The sequence below is a fragment of the Marinobacterium mangrovicola genome (assembly GCF_004339595.1).
Taxonomy (GTDB): Bacteria; Pseudomonadota; Gammaproteobacteria; order Pseudomonadales; family Balneatricaceae; genus Marinobacterium_D; species Marinobacterium_D mangrovicola.
Genome location: NZ_SMFU01000009.1, coordinates 636310 through 655972 on the forward strand (window position 1 = coordinate 636310; position 19663 = coordinate 655972).

The following is a 19663-nucleotide window of genomic DNA, read 5'->3' on the forward strand; positions in this document are numbered from 1 at the left end:
TGAACCCGAGCGTTTGCGTGGAGGTTAAAATGCAAAAAATCCGGGTACTCATTGCCGGCTGTGGTGATGTCGGATCAGCCTTAGGGGTTAGTCTCGCCGCAGAAGGCGTCGAGGTCTATGGTTTGCGGCGTACTATAAACCAGCTCCCAGAGGCCATCCAGCCACTGGCTGGCGATCTGTCATCTGCCGATGGCCTTCCCGCCCTGCCCGCCTGCGACTACCTGGTCTACGCTGCGGCCGCTAAAAGCCGAGATCTGGAGGTCTATCGATCAGTATATGTCGATGGCCTTAAGCGAGTACTCGCCGCCCTGCCACAGCCTCCCAAGCGGCTGTTCCTGACCAGCTCAACCGGCGTCTACGGGCAACATGAGCACGAGTGGGTGGATGAGTTCAGCGCCACCGAGCCGGACAGCCCCTCGGGACAGATACTGCTGGAGAGCGAACAGACCGCTCTAAACGGGCCGATTCCCGCCACGGTGGTGCGTTTTTCAGGTATCTACGGCCCTGGTCGCAACCATCTGCTGAACCAGGTACGTGCCGGCATTCAGGCGCCGGAGTCACCGGTTCACTTCAGCAACCGGATTCACCGTGATGACTGCGCAGGCTTTCTCGCGCACCTGGTCGGCATGGCGATCCGAGGCGAGACACTGGCACCGATTTATCTTACCAGTGACAACGCTCCGACTCCGATCAGCGAGGTGATGGGATGGCTGGCCCAGCAGTTGGACGTTGAAATTACCGAGCGCAGGCCGGTGCGGCGTGGCGGCAGCAAACGCTGTCGTAACCTGCGTCTGCAGGGCACGGGATACACATTGAAGTATCCCGATTTCAAAACAGGTTTCAGCGAACTGCTGAAAACACCGGAATAGCAGACAGAAAAAAGCTGATCCCGACGACTCGGGATCAGCTTCGACTTTCACCTATAACAACAAGCAGCTAACGGATCAGGCGTTTGCCAGCTCGTTCAACAGCGTCTGCTGGGCGCTGAACAACTCCTCACCCTCGGCAGGACGGTTCTGGGTATAACTGCCGTCGGAGTGCAGCTCCCAGCTCTGGCAATTATCCTGCAGACAGTAGCCAAGCTCGGTACGAATCCGGTCGGCGTGCTTGCCGTAAAGCTCGAAGCCGGTCTCAACACGGTTGAGCATGTTGCGTTCCATCCAGTCGGCACTGGAACAGATCACCGTGGGTTTACCGGCATTGGCGAACCAGTAGACCCGGGTGTGCTCCAGGAAACGGCCGATGATAGAGCGCACGCGGATATTGTCGGAGATCCCTTCCAGCCCCGGACGCAGGCGGCACATGCCACGGATGATCAGATCGACCTCAACCCCGGCCTGGGACGCTTCGTAGAGCCCTCGGATCAGCTTCGGTTCGGTCAGGCCATTCACCTTGATGATGATATGCCCCTTCTTGCCCGCTTTGACGTTGCGGATCTCGTTGTGGATAAGTTCCAGCATCTTCGCATGCAGGGTGAAGGGCGCGTTGTAAAGCTTCTGCAGCTTCTGAATCTTGCCCATACCGGTAAGCTGCTGGAAGATCTTATGCACATCCTCACCGACCTGATCGTCGGCGGTCATGTAGCTGTAGTCGGTATAGAGGCGCGCGGTGCCTGAATGGTAGTTACCGGTACCCAGGTGGCAATAACGCGCCAGGGTGTTTCCTTCACGTCGCACCACCAGCATCATCTTGGCGTGGGTCTTGTAACCAACCACGCCATAGACCACCAGACAGCCTGCTTCCTGCAGACGGCTGGCCAGCTGCAGGTTGCTCTCCTCATCGAAGCGGGCGCGCAGCTCGATCACCACGGTGACCTCCTTGCCGGAGCGGGCCGCTTCCACCAGCGCGTTGACGATATCCGACTTCACCCCGGTGCGGTATAGCGTCTGCTTGATCGCGACCACTTCCGGGTCCTTGGCCGCCTGACGCAGCAGATCCACCACCGGCGAGAACGACTGGAACGGGTGAAGCAGCAGCTGATCGTTACGACGGATGGTGGTGAAGATATCTTCGCTGTTTTTCAGCTTGTTCGGCAGCCCAGGGGTAAACGGCGGCCAGCGCAGATCCTTGCGCTCCACCAGATCCCGCACCGCCATCAGGCGGGTCAGGTTCACAGGCCCCGTGACCCGGTAAACATGATCGTCCGGCAGGCTGAACTCTGCCTGCAGGAAGCTGAGCAGGTGCGCTGGCGTGCGGCTGTCCACCTCCAGACGCACCGCATCACCGAACTTGCGTGAATGCAGCTCGCCACGCAGGGTACGCGCCAGATCCTCGATCTCCTCAAAGTCGAAGGTCAGGTCGGCGTTACGGGTGATACGGAACTGGTAGCAGCCCTCAACCTGCATCCCCGGGAACAGGTTGTCGGCAAACTCGTGGATTACCGATGACAGGAAGATCAGGTTGTCGCCACCGTCGCAGAGCTCGTCCGGCAGACGGATAAGACGCGGCAGGGAGCGCGGCGCCGGAATGATCGCCATGCCGGTTTCACGACCGAACGCATCCTTGCCGTCGAGCTCGACGATAAAGTTAAGACTCTTGTTGACCAGGCGCGGGAACGGATGCGACGGATCCAGACCGATAGGGCTGATCACCGGCACCAGTTTTTCATTGAAGTAGTCCTCAACCCAGGCGCGCTGCTCCGGTGTCCAGGCACCACGGCGATGGAAGTGAATCCCTTCCTTTTCCAGCGCCGGCAGCATGATGTCATTGAGAATGCGGTATTGGCGGGCCACGTTGACGTCGCAGATCTCGCGGATCTTCTCCAGCACTTTCTGCGGATGCATGGCATCGGGGCCAACCGCTTCACGGCCATACTTCAACTGGCGCATCTGCTCGGCAACGCGGATCTCGAAAAACTCATCCAGGTTGCTGGAGAAGATCAGCAGGAACATCAGCCGCTCGAGCAGCGGCTGAGTCTCATCCAGCGCCTGTTCCAGCACGCGGACGTTAAACTGAAGATGGCTCAACTCGCGGTTGATATAGAGCTCAGGCGCTTTCAGATCAACTGGCGGCGCTTCTATCGGCTCGATAGTGGGCAGAATCTCACGACTCTCACGCAAGGCCAGCGTCGCTTCGCTGGCATCCATTTCCGTGTTTTCCGCCATGTCAGTAACTCCCGTCTCTAGCTCCATCTTCCTGTCCGCCAAATATAGTTTATCTATTGAGCAGGCGGGCGGCCCTCATCGCAAAGTAGGTCAGAATGCCGTCCGCACCCGCACGCTTGAACGCCATCAGCGATTCCAGCATGACACTTTCTTCATCCAGCCAGCCGTTCTGGAACGCCGCCATGTGCATGGCGTACTCGCCACTCACCTGGTAGGCAAAGGTCGGTACCCGCAGCTCCTGTTTGACGCGGCGTACGATATCCAGATACGGCATGCCCGGCTTAACCATCACCATGTCGGCACCCTCGGCCAGGTCCAGCGCGACCTCATGCAGGGCTTCATCGCTGTTGGCGGGGTCCATCTGGTAGGTGAATTTATTGCCTTTACCCAGGTTGCCAGCAGAGCCCACCGCATCGCGGAAAGGCCCGTAGTAAGCACTCGCATACTTGGCTGAATACGCCATGATGCGGGTGTTAACAAAGCTGTTGTCTTCAAGCTCATCGCGGATCTGGCCGATGCGGCCATCCATCATGTCGCTGGGCGCAACGATATCCGCACCCGCTTCGGCGTGGGAGAGCGCCTGACGCACCAGGGTTTCAACGGTGATATCGTTCAGCACATAGCCACGATCATCGATGATTCCGTCCTGGCCATGAGTGGTAAACGGATCCAGCGCCACATCGGTGATCACACCCAGTTCAGGCACCGCTTCCTTGATCGCACGTAACGCACGCTGCGCCAGGCCGTCGCTGTTGAACGCCTCTTCGGCCAGTTCGGACTTGGCACTCAGCGGCGTTACCGGGAACAGCGCCACCGCCGGAATCCCCAGCGCCGCCACCTCTTTCACCTCTTTCACCAGCAGATCGATACTCAAACGCTCAATCCCGGGCATCGACGCCACGGCTTCGCGTTCGTTACTGCCCTCGATAACGAACATCGGGTAGATCAGGTCGTCCGGAGTCAGGGTGTTCTCACGCATCATACGACGGGAGAAATCGTCCGCACGCATACGGCGCATGCGGGTATCGGGATAGAAACGCTGGCTATTGTTGAAAGTCACGGTGGATATCCTTGTTTCAGCTTCGCATTTGACGACAGAATGATGACAGTAAGATGACAGCAGCCACTTATCTGTTGTTAAACACCATGTTAACGCAAACCTCGATCAGTAGATGCATGCACCATCGCAGCATGCCAGCGTAAAAATACTGACCTCCATCAAGACAAAATTCCGCTCGCGATAAAAAATAGAAAACTAGGAAAAATTCCTATATCCATTTTTTTCCGCACTGCGATAATCGATTGAAAGGATCTCCTGTTCACGGACCGAACACTTGGATGGCCCAGCCCGCATCGACGGACAGCAGGACGCATGCAGGACGCGAACAGATGCAAGGAACCACGGAAGCCATGCTAAAGGGGCGTATGACGGAACATACGTCCCTTTATCTTTTCTAGCCCCAGAAATCCCCCCACTCCTCATTACCTTTCTACGCCCAGCAAAAAAGTGCTGCACAGGGCTCACCTGCTCAGGTATTGAATTCAGAAGCGGGAGTTTCAGGTTTCAGGAAAACTGTTCGGCAAGGCTGTCGGGGTGAAAGTCACTCCACAAACGTTTCGACAGCTCCGCGACCGGCGCTTCAGCGCCCTGCGCCAGCCAATCGACCAACGCTCCGGCAGTATCGGGCCAGGGCAGCGGATCAGGATTATCCCCAGGCAACCACTGTGCTATCGCATCCCCGGAAAGCTTGTTCATCACCTGTCCACGCTCCATCTTCTGCAGCGCTCTGCCGTTGGCAAACTGTTCGACCTGCCCTTTCAGTGGTTTCACCAAAAGTTTTTTACCCGCCTGCAGGGTTTCACTGCAGAGGCCAAAACCGGCATTGCAGATCACCCCATCGCAGCTGGCCAGGTCAGCCTGAAAGCCATCGCGGGAGAGAGGGCGGATCGAGAGATTACCCTCATCGACCGGAGTATCAACCCGAGCGTAGATCACAAAACGGTAGTCACCAAACGGCGCCAGCACCGCCTTGATCGCATCCATTGCCTCGAACGGCAGGTAAACCAGAATCTTGCCGGCATCGCGACTCAGCGGCAGGCGCTGTGGCTCGATCAACGGGGGCAGGATCGGCGCATTAAACGCATGCCAGTGAACACCCACTTTCACGTCAGCCGGCGCAAACAGGTTAACGCAGGATTTCAGTAATGGGGCACGTTCAACGCCGGGCACGCGATAACAGAAGGCGTACTGGTGAGCCACGCCGATACTGCGCACCTTCTGCCGTTTCGCGGCCCAGGCCGTAACCGGTTCAAAGTCGGTCAGCACCAAATCATAACCAGACAGATCCAGAGCCCGCACATCGCGTATCAGCTCCGGCAGGCTGTTCTCCATCAGCGTACGATAGCGTTTCACCTGACCCGCTTCGGTCACAAAGGTCATGCCCCGACGGGTCCGATAGTCACCGAAGGGCTCCATGTTGAAGTAGGCATCCGCCGGACGACCGCTGAACAGGTAGTCCACCTCGATCCCGGCCTTGGCCAGCGCTGCTGACATCACCCTTGCCCGGGTGATGTGACCGTTGCCGGTTCCCTGTACACCGTAAAGAATCCGCATTCAGATCAGCTCCCAGAGGTTCAGTGCGACCACGGCGGAACAGACACCAAGCAAGATACCGGCAGCGATATCGCTGGGGTAATGCACTCCCAGCAGCACTCTCGACAGGCCGATCAGGGCTGCCAGCGTATAGACAAAGGGAGCAACCGGCGGATAAAACGCCGACATGATGGTGCCAAATAGGAAGGCTGCAGCAGCGTGCCCGGATGGAAAACTGAACTTGTCGGACGGCTTGATCACGGCCCTGAATCCGCTCAAGCGGTCACAGGGGCGGTCGCGGCGAATGGTGTTTTTCAGGATCAGGTAGAGCGGCAGTTCCAGCGCGAAGGCGATCAGGCCAACCTGCAGAAAAATAACGCCCTGCTCTCTTTCCCAGAGGGCAAAACCCAAGCCCACCAACAGATACAACACACCGTCGCCCAGCCGGGAGACAAATCGACTTACCGGTGCCAGCCCCAGGTTCCGGTGCAGGTCGTTACACCAGTAGAAAAAACGCGTATCCAGGGCGGTCAGTTTCTGAAGTCTGTTCATCGCAGTCATCCGCTTCTGTGCAGCCTGGTGGCATTATCCACAGTCAGGAATGACAGACAGATGACCGCGCCTTGACGCTTTGATTAATACGGCGCCTGGTTAATGAACAGTATTACTTGAGGCTAGCCTGCAGCCATTGCGAAGCACTCAGCGCCAGCAGTGTCGGGTTATCCCAGGGGATCATATGGCCTTCACCGGGCAGGACCAGAAGCTCTGACGGCTGAGCCATCTGCCCGATCACCCGCTCGGCGTAGGAGAGCGGCAACACCTCATCCCGGTCGCCCTGGATGATCGCCATCGCGAAATCGAAACAGTTCGAATAGCTGGCGGCGCGGTGGGTAAACAGGCTCGACAGGGTACTCAGCGGGTAATCGAACACCACCAGCGGGTCTTCATTGATCACCTCGCCTGCCGGGTTACCGGCCAGCAGGGTGTCGAAGTCCATAAAATTCCCCAGGGGTACCTTTAACGTCGGGAACAGCTGCGCCGTGCCCCAGGTCCAGAACCAGCCCATCTGGTGCATCAGGTCCGGTGGCTGTTCGGTGAGAAGTAGCGTGCCACAGAGCGTAGCATCCACCCGCTCATCGGACTCAGCCAGTGCCAGTGCGATCACGGCACCTATGGAATAACCATAGACGGCCACCTGGCCGTTGCCGCGTTCAAGCAGCGCGGAGATGACCCTTTCAAGATCACACACCGTTTCCTCAACGGTATAGACGCCACGGGGACCGTCAGAATAGCCGTGGCCACGCGGATCGACCCCGACGACGTTGAAGCCGTGATCACAGAGCCGCGCCAGCAGCTCGGCATAGAGTTCACAGTAGGTGCCGATGCCCGGCAGAAACACCAGCAGGGGTGCCTGTTCAGAGCAGTGGTAATACTCGCAGTGCAGCCCATCTGCACCAACACGGAAAGCTTCCCGCCGCGCCAGATGAGGGCCGATACCCAGCTTGTGCCTGAGCACCTCGCGGATCGGGTCATCGCCGGTTTCAAATCGCGGTGGAGCCAACTCTACTGGACGGTTCATGCTTTCTCCTCTGCTCTCTTCGTAGCAGCAGCGACCGATACGGTCGGAGCTGGGGGGAGCTGACGAAACGTCACAACTTCCCTAACGCTGGCAGGAGGGGCAGTAAACGGTACTGCGCTGCCCCAGTCGCACCTCTTTCAATATACTGCCACAGCTGTGACAAAGCTCACCAGCGCGGCCATAAACATGCAGCTCCTGCTTGAAGTAGCCGGGCTTGCCGTCACCGCCGACAAAGTCCCTCAGCGTTGTGCCGCCCTGCTCGATCGCCCGGGCCAGCACCTGCTTGATACAGATCACCAGTTGCTCCAGACGCTGAGCGGAGACACGGCCCGCGGCCCGACGCGGATCGATACCCGCCTGGAACAGAGCCTCGTTGGCGTAGATGTTACCAACGCCAACAACCAACTGGCTGTTCATGATCAGCGTCTTGATTGCAGTTTTACGCCCCTTGCAGCAGGTCTGCAGATATTCGGCATTAAACTCATCCGAGAGAGGCTCAGGGCCCAGCGAGGCCAGCAGACTGTGCAGCTCATTTTCCGGCTGCCAGAGCAGTGCGCCGAAACGACGCGGATCGGTGAGCCTCAACATCGATCCCGTATCGAGCACCAGATCGACATGATCATGTTTGGCGGCCGGCGCCCCCGCCGGCAGGATGCGCACACTGCCGGACATACCGAGGTGCAGCAGCGCTGCGCCTCCTTCAACACTGATCAAAATATACTTGCCACGGCGGGCAACCGAGCGGATCACCTTGCCCTCCAGACATAGCGCCAGATTGGCGGGAATCGGCCAGCGCAGCTGCGGCTGACGGATCACCAACCGGGCTACTCTGTGGCCTACAAGGTGCGGGGCGATACCGGCCCTGCTCGTTTCAACTTCAGGTAATTCAGGCATGGGTAAACTTCAATACTGTTACGACTAAGCTGCGGCCTGGCGCCGCAGGACCAGATAAACACCGCTGACTGTCACCGCCACGCCGAACAGCGCCAAAGCACCCAGCTGTTCATCGAACAGCAGCCAGGCTTCAATCGCGGTAACCGGCGGCACCAGGTAAAAGTAACTGGCCACCTTGGACGCCTCACCTTCGCGAATCATCAGCAGCAACAGCAGAATGGCCGACACGGAAAGTCCCAGCACCAGCCAGGCCAGTGCCCCGATCAGTTCGGGCTGCCAGTCGACCGCGCCGGTTTCAAACGTATAGGTGAGCAACCCCATCCACAGCGCCGTAGCCAGATACTGGTAAAAGGAGCCGGTCAGCAGGTTCACACCCTGGCCAAAATGTTTCTGATACAGGGTACCCAACGAGATCGCCACCAGTGCGATGGCCACGCCTGCCAGAGCCGGAGCATTGAGTTCAAACTGCCCCAGTCGGTTGCCTCCCGCCAGCACCAGCGCCACACCTATCAGGCCCAAAACCAGGCCCAGCCACTGCAACGGCAGCAACCTTTGGCGCCAGACCACCCAGGCCAACACCGCTGTAAGCAGAGGCTGAAGGCCGACGATCAAAGACGCCACACCCGCCGGCATCTGCCAGCCGATCGCCGCAAACACACCGCCAAGGTAGGCCGCATGGACCAGTGATCCCACCACCATCTGATGCAGCGCCTGTCGCGGGCCTGCCCAGGCGGCACGAAACGCCAGCACCAGTGCAAAAAACACCACCAGCGTGATCAGCATGCGGATAAACAGGAAGTTGAACGGTTCAATGTAGGGCAAGCCGAAGCGCGCACCGATAAAGCCGGTGCTCCAGAGCAGCACAAACAGCAGCGGAACATAGCGCTTCAGTGTGGAAACGGACATTGGACCTTCCTTCCGTTAGAGGGAAGGCAAAAGATACCGGAGACTGCCACCCCGGGTACAGGCAGTCGCCGGCATTCGTGGCTCTGAGGTCAGACTTTGAAGCGGTGTACCAGCGCGGTCAGCTCTGCTGCCAGATCGGTCTGGCGCGACGCCTTATCCGCCACATCGGAGGAGACCTGGTTCACTTCACTGGCCGCGCCATGGATCGCCTCGATATTGGCGTTGATACCCTCGGATACCTGGTGCTGCTCCTCGGCGGCACTGGCGATCTGGGTCGCCATATCGGTAATCTCATCCACCGAACGCTTGATCCGTTCAAACGCCTCATGGGCCTGGCCGGACAGTTCCACGGTCTGCTTCGACTGTGCATGGCTGGTTTCCATGGTGCCCACCACCTGGGCCGTCTGATTTTTCAAACGATCCACCAGCGAGCTGATCTCTTCGGTAGAGACCTGGGTACGCTGTGCCAGGGTACGCACCTCGTCTGCGACCACGGCAAAACCACGTCCGGAATCACCGGCACGGGCAGCCTCGATAGCCGCATTTAGCGCCAGCAGATTGGTCTGCTCGGCAATATCGCGAATCACCTCAAGGATCTTGTTGATCTGACTGGTCTCCAGCTCCAGCTCACGGATATGTTCCATGGACTGGGCGACCTGATCACCGAGCTGACGCACGCTCTGCTCGGTCTGCCCCATGATCTGACGGCCCTGGTCGCTGGCCTCCTGGCTGGACATGGCGGCATCAGCCGTTCTCGCGCAACTGCTGGCCACCTCATTGGCGGTGGCCGACATCTCGTTGACCGAGGCCACCATCGCCTCGACCTCTTGCACCTGGTATTCGCTGGCCCGATCCACCGCAGCCACGCTGCTCTTGGTTTCGCCGGAGACCTGCTCGATCTCTTCAGCACTGCGGCTGACCTGGCGCACCAGGCCCTGCAACGAATCCAGGAACTGGTTAAACCAGATAGCCAGCTCACCGGCCTCATCCTTACTCACCACGCTGAGGCGCTGGGTCAGATCGCCTTCGCCCTGGGCGATCTCGCGCAGGCCATCGCTCACCAGGCGTACCGGCTTCACCAGCATGCCGGAGAGCCAGAAGGCAAACACGCATACCAGCACCACCACCAGCGCGGTAATGCCAACCTGGGTCCACATCATCGCCTGGGCCGGCGCCAGGATCTCACTGCGCGGCATCAGGGCGATAATCTTCCAGCCCAGAGCCTCTGAGCTGTGCACCCGGGCGCTGTATTCTTCACCCTCGATATCAACCCTCAGGAGCCCATTCCGGGTGCTCGCCAGCTGCCGATAGGCGTCGCCCTCAAGCTCGCTGATATTCTTGAAGTTGTTTTCCGGGCGGGCCGCATCCACCAGTACCGTGCCGGTATCTTCCACCAGCATCAGGTAACCGTTCTCGCCGAGCTTCTCCTCCCGCGCCATCTCGGTGAGCGACGCCAACGACACATCGGCTGACATTACACCCACCACCTGACCGCGGCTGTTTTCGATACTGCGTGCCACCGCGACCAGGGTGACATCATCCACCGCCCAGTAGTAAGCACTGCGGATCGCCACTTCGCCCGGGTTACGCATGGTTTCTTCATACCAGGGACGTTTGCGTGGATCGTAACCGGCGGATACCTTGCCTTCCGGCCACTGCACATAGCCGCCCTGCTCAGTGCCCATGTAGACATATGCGAAACCGGGATGAGTATCGGCAAAGAGCGCCAGGTTCGAATAGATCTCACCTTCCAGGCCTCCCGCCTGAGAAGGCTTCATATCGACATCGGGACCATCGTAGTAGGTGGGGATGCTACTGTCGGCCGCCCGGATGGCAGGCATCTTGGCCAGGTTGGTTATATCTTTACTGATGTCCTGGAAGAAGGCGCTGAATGAATCATCGACCGCTGTGACTTTCAATTCACTTATTTCGGCAAAGCGCTCTTCCGCGGCATTGCGCGAATGAGAAATACTGTAGGCGGACAGCAAAACGCTGGGCACCAGCACGGTAAACACAAACGCCAGCATCAGCTTCTGTTTAATCTTCATCTTTGCGCACTCTCGACCTGTCGTGTGGATCGTTTTATCGGCATCCTGCCAAAATCAATCCTGTTAACCTTCGGCGACACATCCATCACTAAGTCGTGAAAGATATCCCGATCACAAGGCTTCGCACAATCGATCGGACCCAATACCCGATCACATAGCTAGGATATCGGCCGGATCGGAACAGACTAAATTCTGTTTGCGACATTACAGGCATAAAAAAACCCCGGCCGAGGCCGGGGTTTTTCGGAAGCTAAAACCAATTACTTGATTTTGGCTTCTTTGTAGATGACATGCTTGCGAACAACCGGATCGTATTTCTTGAATTCGAACTTGTCCGGAGTGTTACGCTTGTTCTTGTCAGTGGTGTAGAAGTGACCAGTGCCAGCAGAGGAAACCAGTCGGATCTTTTCGCGTGCGCCTTTAGCCATGACCTAGCTCCTCAAACTTTCTCGCCACGGGCACGCAGTTCAGTCAGAACTGTGTCGATGCCCTTTTTATCGATGATGCGCATGCCCTTGGAGGAAACACGCAGACGAACGAAACGGTTCTCGCTCTCAACCCAGAAACGGTGCCAGTGCAGGTTCGGCAGGAAGCGACGACGCGTCTTGCGCTGAGAGTGGGAAACGTTGTTTCCGGTTACCGGGCGCTTGCCCGTTACCATGCAAACTCGAGACATTGTTATAAACCTTAATCTAAAAGGGTTAACTTAACTTCTGTCAGATACTTATCGAGAGTGATGTTACGCCACTCTCTCAGGCGGAGCGTCCAATAACCCGGACAAAATCCCGTACCATTAGGGACAGAAGGCCGCGTACTATACAGAGATACCCACCAAAGCGCCAGCTTTTTTGGCTAATAAATCACCAGCCTCCGCCAGAGACGGATTCCGTATAACCGGCAGTTACAGCCAACCTCGCTCGGCAAAGGACACGCTCTCCCCATCGCCGATCACAAGGTGATCCAGCACCCGCACATCCACCAGCGCCAGGGCATCGATCAGACGGTCAGTGATCTGACGATCCGCCTGGGATGGCTCGGCCACTCCGGAAGGGTGGTTGTGGGCCAGAATCAGCGCCGCCGCCTGATGACGCAACGCCAGCGAAACCACCTCGCGGGGATAAACACTGGCGGCGTTAATGGTGCCGAAGAACAGCGGTTCAAAACGAATCACACGATGGCGGTTGTCCAGCAGCAAACAGGCGAAAACCTCGCGGTTCTCATGCCGCAGCTGCGCCGACAGGTATCGGCGCACCGCCTGCGGACTTTCCAGGGCCGAACCTCGCTGCAGCTGCGCCTCCAGATGGCGCCGCGACATCTCCATCACCGCCTGTAACTGAACATATTTGGCATCGCCCAGGCCAAGGGCTGCGCAAAACTGCTCCCTGGAGGACTCAATCAGCGGCCGCAGACCACCAAAAGTGGTTAACAGCTCACGTGCCAGATCTACAGCACTTTTACCCTTTACCCCGGTGCGCAGAAAGATCGCCAGCAACTCCGCATCGGAGAGCGCCTCGGCACCCCGCGCCAGCAATTTTTCCCGCGGCCGCTCATCAGCGGGCCAATCCGTGATCGCCATTCGCCACCTCCCTGTGGTCCCGATCATGCCGTCTGCACTACGCAACACAGCATCAGAATGTTATCTTAAAGGGCTGGACTCTCCCAAGCCTTCATCCTGAATTCATCGGACACACAGGGTATGCACAGACTTACTAACCGCCGGATTCTTCTCGGTATCAGTGGCGGTATAGCAGCCTACAAAAGCGCCGAACTGACGCGCGTTCTGAAGGGAGCCGGTGCGGATGTCCGCGTTGTGATGACCGCGGCCGCCACCGAATTTATTACCCCACTGACACTGCAGGCACTGTCCGGAAATCCGGTGCATCTGCAGCTGCTCGATCCCGAAGCCGAAGCCGGCATGGGCCATATCGAACTGGCGAAATGGGCCGACCTGATTCTGGTGGCGCCAGCCAGCGCCGACTTTATCGCCCGCCTGGCCGCCGGTATGGGTGACGACCTTCTGACCACCCTTTGCCTGGCCAGCGACGCGCCCATCGCCCTGGCGCCCGCCATGAACCAGGCGATGTGGCGCGATCCGCGTACCCAGCAGAATATGCAAAGCCTGAAGGACAGCATCGATGTTCAGGTGTTTGGGCCTGGCAGCGGTTCCCAGGCCTGCGGCGATACCGGGCCCGGACGTATGCTGGAGCCTGTGGAGCTGGCGCAGCTGTGTGCCGAGCAGTTCGACTTCCAGGCGCTGAGTGGCCGTCATGTCTGCATCACCGCCGGCCCCACCCGTGAGGCGCTGGACCCGGTGCGGTATATCTCCAATCACAGCTCCGGCAAGATGGGCTACGCCCTGGCTGAAGCGGCGCGCGATGCCGGCGCCCGCGTCACGCTGATCTCAGGCCCGGTCAACCTGGCCGCTCCGGATCGTGTCGAGCGGGTGCAGGTTGAGAGCGCCCTGCAGATGCTGGACGCAGCCATGGAATCCCTGCACGACTGCGACCTGTTTATCGCCGCCGCGGCCGTGGCTGACTACCGCCCGGTCGCCGTGGCCGAGCATAAGATGAAAAAAGGCTCGGACGAGATCATGGAACTACGTCTGACCAAAAACCCCGATATCGTCGCCAGCGTCGCAGCCGCAGAATCACGTCCGTTCACTGTGGGCTTCGCCGCGGAAACTCGCGATGTACTGCAATACGCCCGCGATAAGCTGAGCCGCAAAGGTCTGGACCTGATCATCGCCAACGACGTATCGGCGGAAGGGATCGGCTTTAACAGCGACGATAATGCCGTGACACTGATCGGCCCGGACAGCGAGGAAACGCTGCCTCAGTCTTCGAAACAGCAGTTGGCGCGCCAACTGATCAACCGCATAGCAGAGCACTTCAATGAACAAACGAAAGCTACAGGTAAAAATTCTTGATGACCGCATCGGCGGCCAGTTCCCGCTGCCGGCCTACGCCACCGACGGCTCCGCGGGCCTGGACCTGCGCGCCTGCCTCGATGACGCGATCACTCTTGAGCCGGGCCAGACCGAACTGATCCCCACCGGCCTTGCGATCCATATCGAGGACCCGAACCTGTGTGCCATGATTCTGCCGCGCTCAGGCCTGGGCCATAAGCACGGTATCGTGCTTGGTAACCTGGTGGGTCTGATCGATTCCGATTACCAGGGACAGCTGTTTGTCTCCTGCTGGAACCGTGGCAATACCACCTTCTCCGTGGAACCGGGCGAGCGTATCGCGCAGATGGTGCTGGTACCCGTGGTACAGGCCGACTTCGAAGTGGTCGAAGAGTTTACCGATACGGACCGTGGTGACGGCGGATTTGGATCTTCCGGTCGTCACTGAGGCCTGTGCGATGATCAATATTGCAGTCAGTGACTCAGCGGGGAGCGCATCATGAGCTTTGGCCTGGAGCATGTTGATCTGCAGAGCTTTGACGCCGGCGTTTTCCGCGCCTATGACATTCGCGGTATCGTCGGCGCATCACTGACCGAGCCCTTGGTTTACCATCTCGGCCGCGCCTTTGCCGCCAGCGCTCACAGCCAGGGAATCGGCGAAGTGATTGTGGCTGCCGATGGCCGCCTCTCCGGGCCTCGCTTCAAAGAGGTGCTTACCCAGGGCCTGCTGGAGGGCGGCGTCGATGTGATCGATATCGGCTACGTGCCGACGCCGGTGCTCTACTTTGCCGCCCATCAGCACGCACACCAGACCGGCATCATGATCACCGGCAGCCATAACCCATCGGACTATAACGGCTTCAAGATGATGCTGGCGGGCCATACCCTGTCCGGTGAAGAGATCCTGGCACTGCGTACCCGCATCGAGCAACGTGACTACACCGAAGGCAAGGGACAACGCCGCGAAGAGGATGTGGCCGAAGCCTACCTGCAGCGGATCATCGGCGATGTGCACATTAATCGTCCATTGAAAGTAGTGGTGGACTGCGGCAACGGCATCCCTGGTATCCTCGCGCCGGAACTGACGCAACGCCTGGGTGTGGAGATCATCCCACTGTTCTGCGAGGTGGATGGCACCTTTCCCAACCACCACCCGGACCCGGGCAAGCTGAAAAACCTGCAGGACGTGATCGCCAAGGTAGTCGAAACCGGTGCTGATCTGGGCCTGGCGTTCGATGGTGATGGCGACCGTGTCGGCGTGGTTACCGAGAAGGGCAAGGTGGTCTACCCGGACCGGGTCATGATGCTGTTCGCTGAAGATGTGGTATCGCGCAATCCAGGCGCCGAAATTCTGTTCGACGTAAAGTGCTCACGCCTGCTGCCGCAAGTGATCGAAAACGCCGGCGGCAAAGCCAGCATGTGGAAAACCGGCCACTCGCTGCTCAAGCGCAGGATGAAAGAGTGCGGCGCGCTGCTGGCCGGCGAGATGAGCGGCCATATCTTCTTCAAGGAGCGCTGGTTCGGTTTCGATGACGGTCTTTACAGCGCTGTGCGCCTGCTGGAGATTCTCGCCAGGCGCGATGAAAGCGCCGATCGGGTTTTCAGCGCCTATCCTGAAGATATAAGTACACCTGAGCTCAATATCCAGGTGACCGAAGAAAACAAGTTTCAGATTGTCGACGCGCTTCAGCAACTGGACTTCCCGGGTGGCGACATCTGCCGTATCGACGGTGTACGTGTCGATTACCCGGATGGCTGGGGCCTCGTACGCGCGTCCAATACAACCCCGGTCCTGGTGCTGCGTTTCGAGGCTGAAAATGAAGCCGCGCTGACGCGCATCCGTGACGAGTTCCAGGCCCGGTTGCACGGTATCGATGCCAGTCTCGATATACCCGAGGAGTAAGCCCGAGGGATAAACTCGAGGCCTGAGCATCGTCAGCAACCCCCATATTCAGAGGATGAGTGAAATGCCCCTTACCCGCAGTCAGGCGATCTCCACCGCCCAGGTATTGTCAGAGGCAATGCCGTATATCCAGCGCTTTGTTGGCCAGACACTGGTCATCAAATATGGCGGCAACGCCATGATCGATGAGAAACTCAAAGAGAGCTTCGCCCGCGATATCGTCATGATGAAGCTGATCGGCATCAACCCGATCGTGGTCCACGGTGGTGGTCCGCAGATCGGTGAGCTGCTGGAAAAGCTCAACATCGAATCCAAGTTCATCAACGGCATGCGCGTCACCGACGAAAAGACCATGGATGTGGTTGAGATGGTGCTCGGTGGCATGGTGAACAAGGAGATCGTCGGCCTGATCAACGCCGCCGGCGGCAAGGCGATCGGCCTCACGGGTAAGGATGGCGAGCTGCTGCGCGCGCGCAAACTCAAGGTGAAGCACAAGACACCGGAGATGGAAGCGCCGGAGATCATCGATATCGGCCATGTGGGCGAGGTCGACCGCGTCAACGTGCGTGTGCTGGAGATGCTGGTGAACTCCGACTTCATCCCGGTGATCGCGCCGATCGGCGTCGATGCCGAAGGCCACTCCTACAACATCAATGCAGACCTGGTGGCCGGCAAGGTGGCCGAGGTGCTGCAGGCGGAAAAACTGATTCTGCTCACCAATATTGCCGGTCTGATGGACAAGGACGGCAAGGTGCTGACCGGGCTGTCTACCCGCCAGGTCGATGATCTGATCGAAGATGGCACCATCTACGGCGGCATGCTGCCGAAGATCGGCTGCGCCCTCAGCGCCGTAAAAAGCGGCGTCAACAGCGCCCACATCATCGATGGCCGCGTGGAGCACTCCTGCATGCTGGAGATCTTTACCGACGAGGGTGTTGGCACCCTGATCACCAACAGAAACCTAGGCTAAGGATCCTGGATGAGCGAAGTACAGCAGGAACGTAAAATTTCCCGTCGCGAGCAGATTTTGCAGTCGCTCGCGCAGATGCTGGAGGGCAATCCGGGCGCCCGCATCACCACCGCAGCCCTGGCCCGTGAAGTGGGAGTGTCGGAAGCGGCGCTCTATCGTCACTTCCCGAGCAAGGCAAGAATGTTCGAGGGTCTGATCGGCTTTATCGAAGATACTCTGTTTTCCCGTGTTAACCTGATCGTCGGCTCCGATGTCAGCGGCAAGCGCAAGTGTGAACAGATTCTGACGCTGCTGCTGGCATTTGTGGAAAAGAACCCGGGCATGGCCCGAATTCTGACCGGCGATGCCCTCTCCGGCGAAACCGAACGCCTGCGTAACCGGGTGAACCAGCTGTTTGAGCGTCTGGAAACCCAGCTCAAGCAGATCATGCGGGAAGCAGAGGTGCGTGAAGGTCTGCGCACCGAGATCCCCGCAGGCTCCAGCGCCAACCTGATACTCGCCACCGCCGAAGGTCGCATCCGTCAGTTTGTGCGCAGTGAGTTCAAGCGCCGACCCACCGAGTTCTGGCCAGAGCAGTGGGCACGTCTTGCCCAGGGTCTGTTCCGCGCCGCCTGACGCTGACAAGCGCCACAGCTCCTCCCACTACCCCGGCCGCCGTAAAGGTGCCGGGGTAGTGTTTTTTATCAACACCACAGCATAAAAAACGTACCGCCCATAACAACCAGAAAATAACGAACAACAAGAACAGGAAAGTTCATGTCCACTCCCCTCAAAGGCCCCCTCTCGGGTCGCCCCTGGGCCATAGGCCTCGCTGTACTCGGCCTGATGCTGGCCGCCATCAACCTGCGTGGCGGCCTGGTCGTCATCGGCCCACTGGTGGAAGATATCCGCCATAGCCTCCATTTCAGCGCCAGTCAGTTCAGTACGCTGACCACCCTGCCACTGCTCTGCTTCGCCGTTGTCTCGGCGCTGGTGCCACTGCTGACCCGCAAGATCACGCCGCCACTGCTGGTGCTCGGAGCTCTGCTGCTGATCAGCGCGGGCGCCGCTCTCAGGGTGATCCCACCCTTCCCGGTAATCTTGGTCGGTACGCTCCTGATCGGCTCGGCCATCGCCATTCTTAACGTGCTGATACCGGGCCTGGTGAAGGCCTATTTCCCCAACCATACAGGCGTGATGACCGGCTTCTACTCGGTGACGCTCTCAGCCGGTGCCGGGCTCGGGGTTTACCTGGCGGTACCGCTGCGTGAGATGTTTATGGACTGGCGCGCACCGATGCTGCTCTGGGCACTGCTGCCGCTGCTGTGCCTGCCGCCCTGGCTGTTCCTGCTGCGGATCCACAGCCAGAACTATCAGCCCCCCAAGGCCTCCAAGGTCAACCTGCTACGCAGCTATCGGGCCTGGGCGATTACCGGCTACATGGGCCTGCAGTCGGCGTTTTTCTACAGCATTGCCACCTGGCTGCCCAACATGCTGATCGATAACGGGCTCTCCGATATGGAAGCGGGCACCGCTGCATCCATGGTCAACCTGGTTGGCATCCCGGCGAACCTGCTTGCGCCGATGATCGCCACCCGGATGCACGATCAACGGCCGATGGTTATCGTTATTTTCCTGATCAGCCTAACCGGGCTCGGTGGCCTCCTGCTGATGCCCTCTCTGGCGATTATCTGGGCATCCTGTATTGGTCTGGGTGCTGGCGGTGCACTGAGCCTGGCACTGGCACTGTTCGCGCTGCGCAGTGAAAACACGACCCAGGCACTGTCACTGTCAGCCATGGCTCAGTCATTTGGCTATCTGATCGCTGCCGGCGGGCCGCTGGTTATCGGCGCACTGCACGACCTGACCGCGGGCTGGGCCGTGGCGCTGATTCTGCTACTGGTACTGCAGGTTATTCAGTTCACTTCAGGCATGATCGCCGCGAAGCCGGGAACACTGAGTAACTGAGTAACTGAGTCAGACCTGACTCAAAGGCGGGTCAATGAGGCGCGGTGTTCTGCCGCGCAAGAAGACGTCTCTGGGCGTCTTCGATCTCTTCCAGATAAGCCGCTGCCGACATCTGCACGATCCCCAGTTCACCAAGGGTTGGCAGCATTGTCTGCAGCACACTAATCGTCTCCGGGTAGGGGTGTCCGATCACCACCGCCCTTCCCTCTGTCAGGGCCAGGTCGACGGCGCGCTTGAACTCATGAGTGATCGCCTCGATTGAGCGGTCATGATCAAGAAACACGTTCCGCTCCGCCGCAGGTACGCCAGCCGATTGAGCCATTGCCAAGGCCCGCGTCGCGGCTGTAGTACGGCTGTCGATAAAGAACAAGCCACGGTTGTGGATAACCTCCATCACCCAGCTCATCGGCTCATCAAGCTGGGTAAGCAGGCTCCCCATATGGTTGTTGACGCCTATCGCTTCGGGAATGGAGTCCAGCGAATCACTGAGCTGCTTCTGCATCTGCTCCCGGCTCTGCTCCGGCGTCAGCGCACCGGGCCCAAGCTTCAGATGACGGGTGTTCTCCATCGGCGCATGCAGAATCACCTCTTTGCTCTGGGCAGAGGCTTCACGACTGAGTTCACGGGAGTGTGGCCGAAACGGCAGGATGGCGTAGGTGATCGGGCCGGGCAGCGCGATGGCCGCCCGCCCCCGTTCGAGATTGAGGCCGACATCGTCGATGATCAGTACCAGCTTGGGACGCTCAGCCAGCGGTGCGGCCCAAGCCGGCAGGGCCAGCAGGCAAAGCGCTATCAGCGAAAGCCTGATGGCCAC

At 58.9% G+C, this 19663-nt stretch carries 19 protein-coding genes; 7 read left to right on the forward strand and 12 right to left on the reverse strand.

Annotation, left to right across the window (positions count from 1 at the left end; translation table 11 throughout):
* Positions 1-29: 29 nt before the first annotated feature.
* Complete coding sequence (locus CLV83_RS15430) at positions 30-869, forward strand: SDR family oxidoreductase (protein ID WP_132294223.1); 840 nt, start codon at positions 30-32, stop codon at positions 867-869.
* Between the two features lie 75 nt (positions 870-944).
* Here CLV83_RS15430 and ppk1 read toward each other — a convergent pair whose 3' ends face one another.
* The 11 genes from ppk1 to radC all read right to left on the reverse strand — a co-directional run bounded on the left by ppk1 (position 945) and on the right by radC (position 12700).
* Positions 945-3104: a polyphosphate kinase 1 gene (gene ppk1, locus CLV83_RS15435; RefSeq protein ID WP_243642400.1), complete on the reverse strand. Its 2160-nt coding sequence runs from the start codon at positions 3102-3104 to the stop codon at positions 945-947.
* 49 nt (positions 3105-3153) lie between these two features.
* A complete protein-coding gene (gene hemB, locus CLV83_RS15440; RefSeq protein ID WP_132294226.1) occupies positions 3154-4164 on the reverse strand; it encodes a porphobilinogen synthase in 1011 nt (336 codons plus the stop codon).
* Between the two features lie 504 nt (positions 4165-4668).
* Entirely contained in the window at positions 4669-5718 is a 1050-nt protein-coding gene (locus CLV83_RS15445) for an MJ1255/VC2487 family glycosyltransferase (RefSeq protein WP_132294229.1), read from the reverse strand.
* Complete coding sequence (locus CLV83_RS15450; RefSeq protein ID WP_132294232.1) at positions 5719-6249, reverse strand: phosphatase PAP2 family protein; 531 nt, start codon at positions 6247-6249, stop codon at positions 5719-5721.
* 112 nt (positions 6250-6361) lie between these two features.
* On the reverse strand, positions 6362-7276 hold the full coding sequence (locus tag CLV83_RS15455; protein WP_132294235.1) for an alpha/beta fold hydrolase: 915 nt from the start codon (positions 7274-7276) through the stop codon (positions 6362-6364).
* 81 nt (positions 7277-7357) lie between these two features.
* Positions 7358-8170, reverse strand: a complete 813-nt coding sequence (gene mutM / locus CLV83_RS15460; RefSeq protein WP_132294238.1) for a bifunctional DNA-formamidopyrimidine glycosylase/DNA-(apurinic or apyrimidinic site) lyase — start codon at positions 8168-8170, stop codon at positions 7358-7360.
* Between the two features lie 24 nt (positions 8171-8194).
* Positions 8195-9076, reverse strand: a complete 882-nt coding sequence (locus tag CLV83_RS15465; RefSeq protein ID WP_132294241.1) for a DMT family transporter — start codon at positions 9074-9076, stop codon at positions 8195-8197.
* Positions 9077-9165: 89 nt separating this feature from the next.
* Entirely contained in the window at positions 9166-11124 is a 1959-nt protein-coding gene (locus tag CLV83_RS15470; RefSeq protein WP_165900323.1) for a methyl-accepting chemotaxis protein, read from the reverse strand.
* Positions 11125-11384: 260 nt separating this feature from the next.
* Positions 11385-11552 carry a 50S ribosomal protein L33 gene (gene rpmG / locus CLV83_RS15475; protein ID WP_027854336.1) on the reverse strand — a complete coding sequence of 56 codons (168 nt, stop codon included), beginning with the start codon at positions 11550-11552 and terminating at the stop codon, positions 11385-11387.
* Positions 11553-11563: 11 nt separating this feature from the next.
* The gene (gene rpmB, locus CLV83_RS15480) at positions 11564-11800 is read right to left on the reverse strand and encodes a 50S ribosomal protein L28 (protein ID WP_104004802.1); all 237 of its coding nucleotides are present in this window, start codon (positions 11798-11800) and stop codon (positions 11564-11566) included.
* Positions 11801-12025: 225 nt separating this feature from the next.
* Positions 12026-12700, reverse strand: coding sequence for a RadC family protein (gene radC, locus CLV83_RS15485; protein ID WP_132294244.1), 675 nt, complete (start codon positions 12698-12700; stop codon positions 12026-12028).
* Positions 12701-12820: 120 nt separating this feature from the next.
* Between radC and coaBC the strand changes: the two genes are divergently transcribed.
* From coaBC to CLV83_RS15515, 6 genes are all read left to right on the forward strand, one after another.
* A complete protein-coding gene (gene coaBC / locus CLV83_RS15490) occupies positions 12821-14050 on the forward strand; it encodes a bifunctional phosphopantothenoylcysteine decarboxylase/phosphopantothenate--cysteine ligase CoaBC (RefSeq protein ID WP_132294247.1) in 1230 nt (409 codons plus the stop codon).
* Positions 14016-14477 (forward strand): dUTP diphosphatase, encoded by a 462-nt coding sequence (gene dut / locus CLV83_RS15495; RefSeq protein WP_132294250.1) that lies wholly within the window; start codon positions 14016-14018, stop codon positions 14475-14477. The genes coaBC and dut overlap by 35 nt, the downstream gene beginning before the upstream one ends.
* Before the next feature lie 51 nt (positions 14478-14528).
* Entirely contained in the window at positions 14529-15932 is a 1404-nt protein-coding gene (locus CLV83_RS15500) for a phosphomannomutase/phosphoglucomutase (RefSeq protein WP_132294253.1), read from the forward strand.
* A 64-nt stretch (positions 15933-15996) separates the two neighbouring features.
* A complete protein-coding gene (argB, locus tag CLV83_RS15505; RefSeq protein WP_132294256.1) occupies positions 15997-16902 on the forward strand; it encodes an acetylglutamate kinase in 906 nt (301 codons plus the stop codon).
* Between the two features lie 9 nt (positions 16903-16911).
* The gene (gene slmA, locus CLV83_RS15510) at positions 16912-17517 is read left to right on the forward strand and encodes a nucleoid occlusion factor SlmA (protein WP_132294259.1); all 606 of its coding nucleotides are present in this window, start codon (positions 16912-16914) and stop codon (positions 17515-17517) included.
* Between the two features lie 141 nt (positions 17518-17658).
* On the forward strand, positions 17659-18849 hold the full coding sequence (locus CLV83_RS15515; RefSeq protein WP_132294262.1) for an MFS transporter: 1191 nt from the start codon (positions 17659-17661) through the stop codon (positions 18847-18849).
* A 31-nt stretch (positions 18850-18880) separates the two neighbouring features.
* On the opposite strand, the gene CLV83_RS15520 is transcribed toward CLV83_RS15515, so the two are convergent.
* Complete coding sequence (locus tag CLV83_RS15520; RefSeq protein WP_132294265.1) at positions 18881-19663, reverse strand: divergent polysaccharide deacetylase family protein; 783 nt, start codon at positions 19661-19663, stop codon at positions 18881-18883.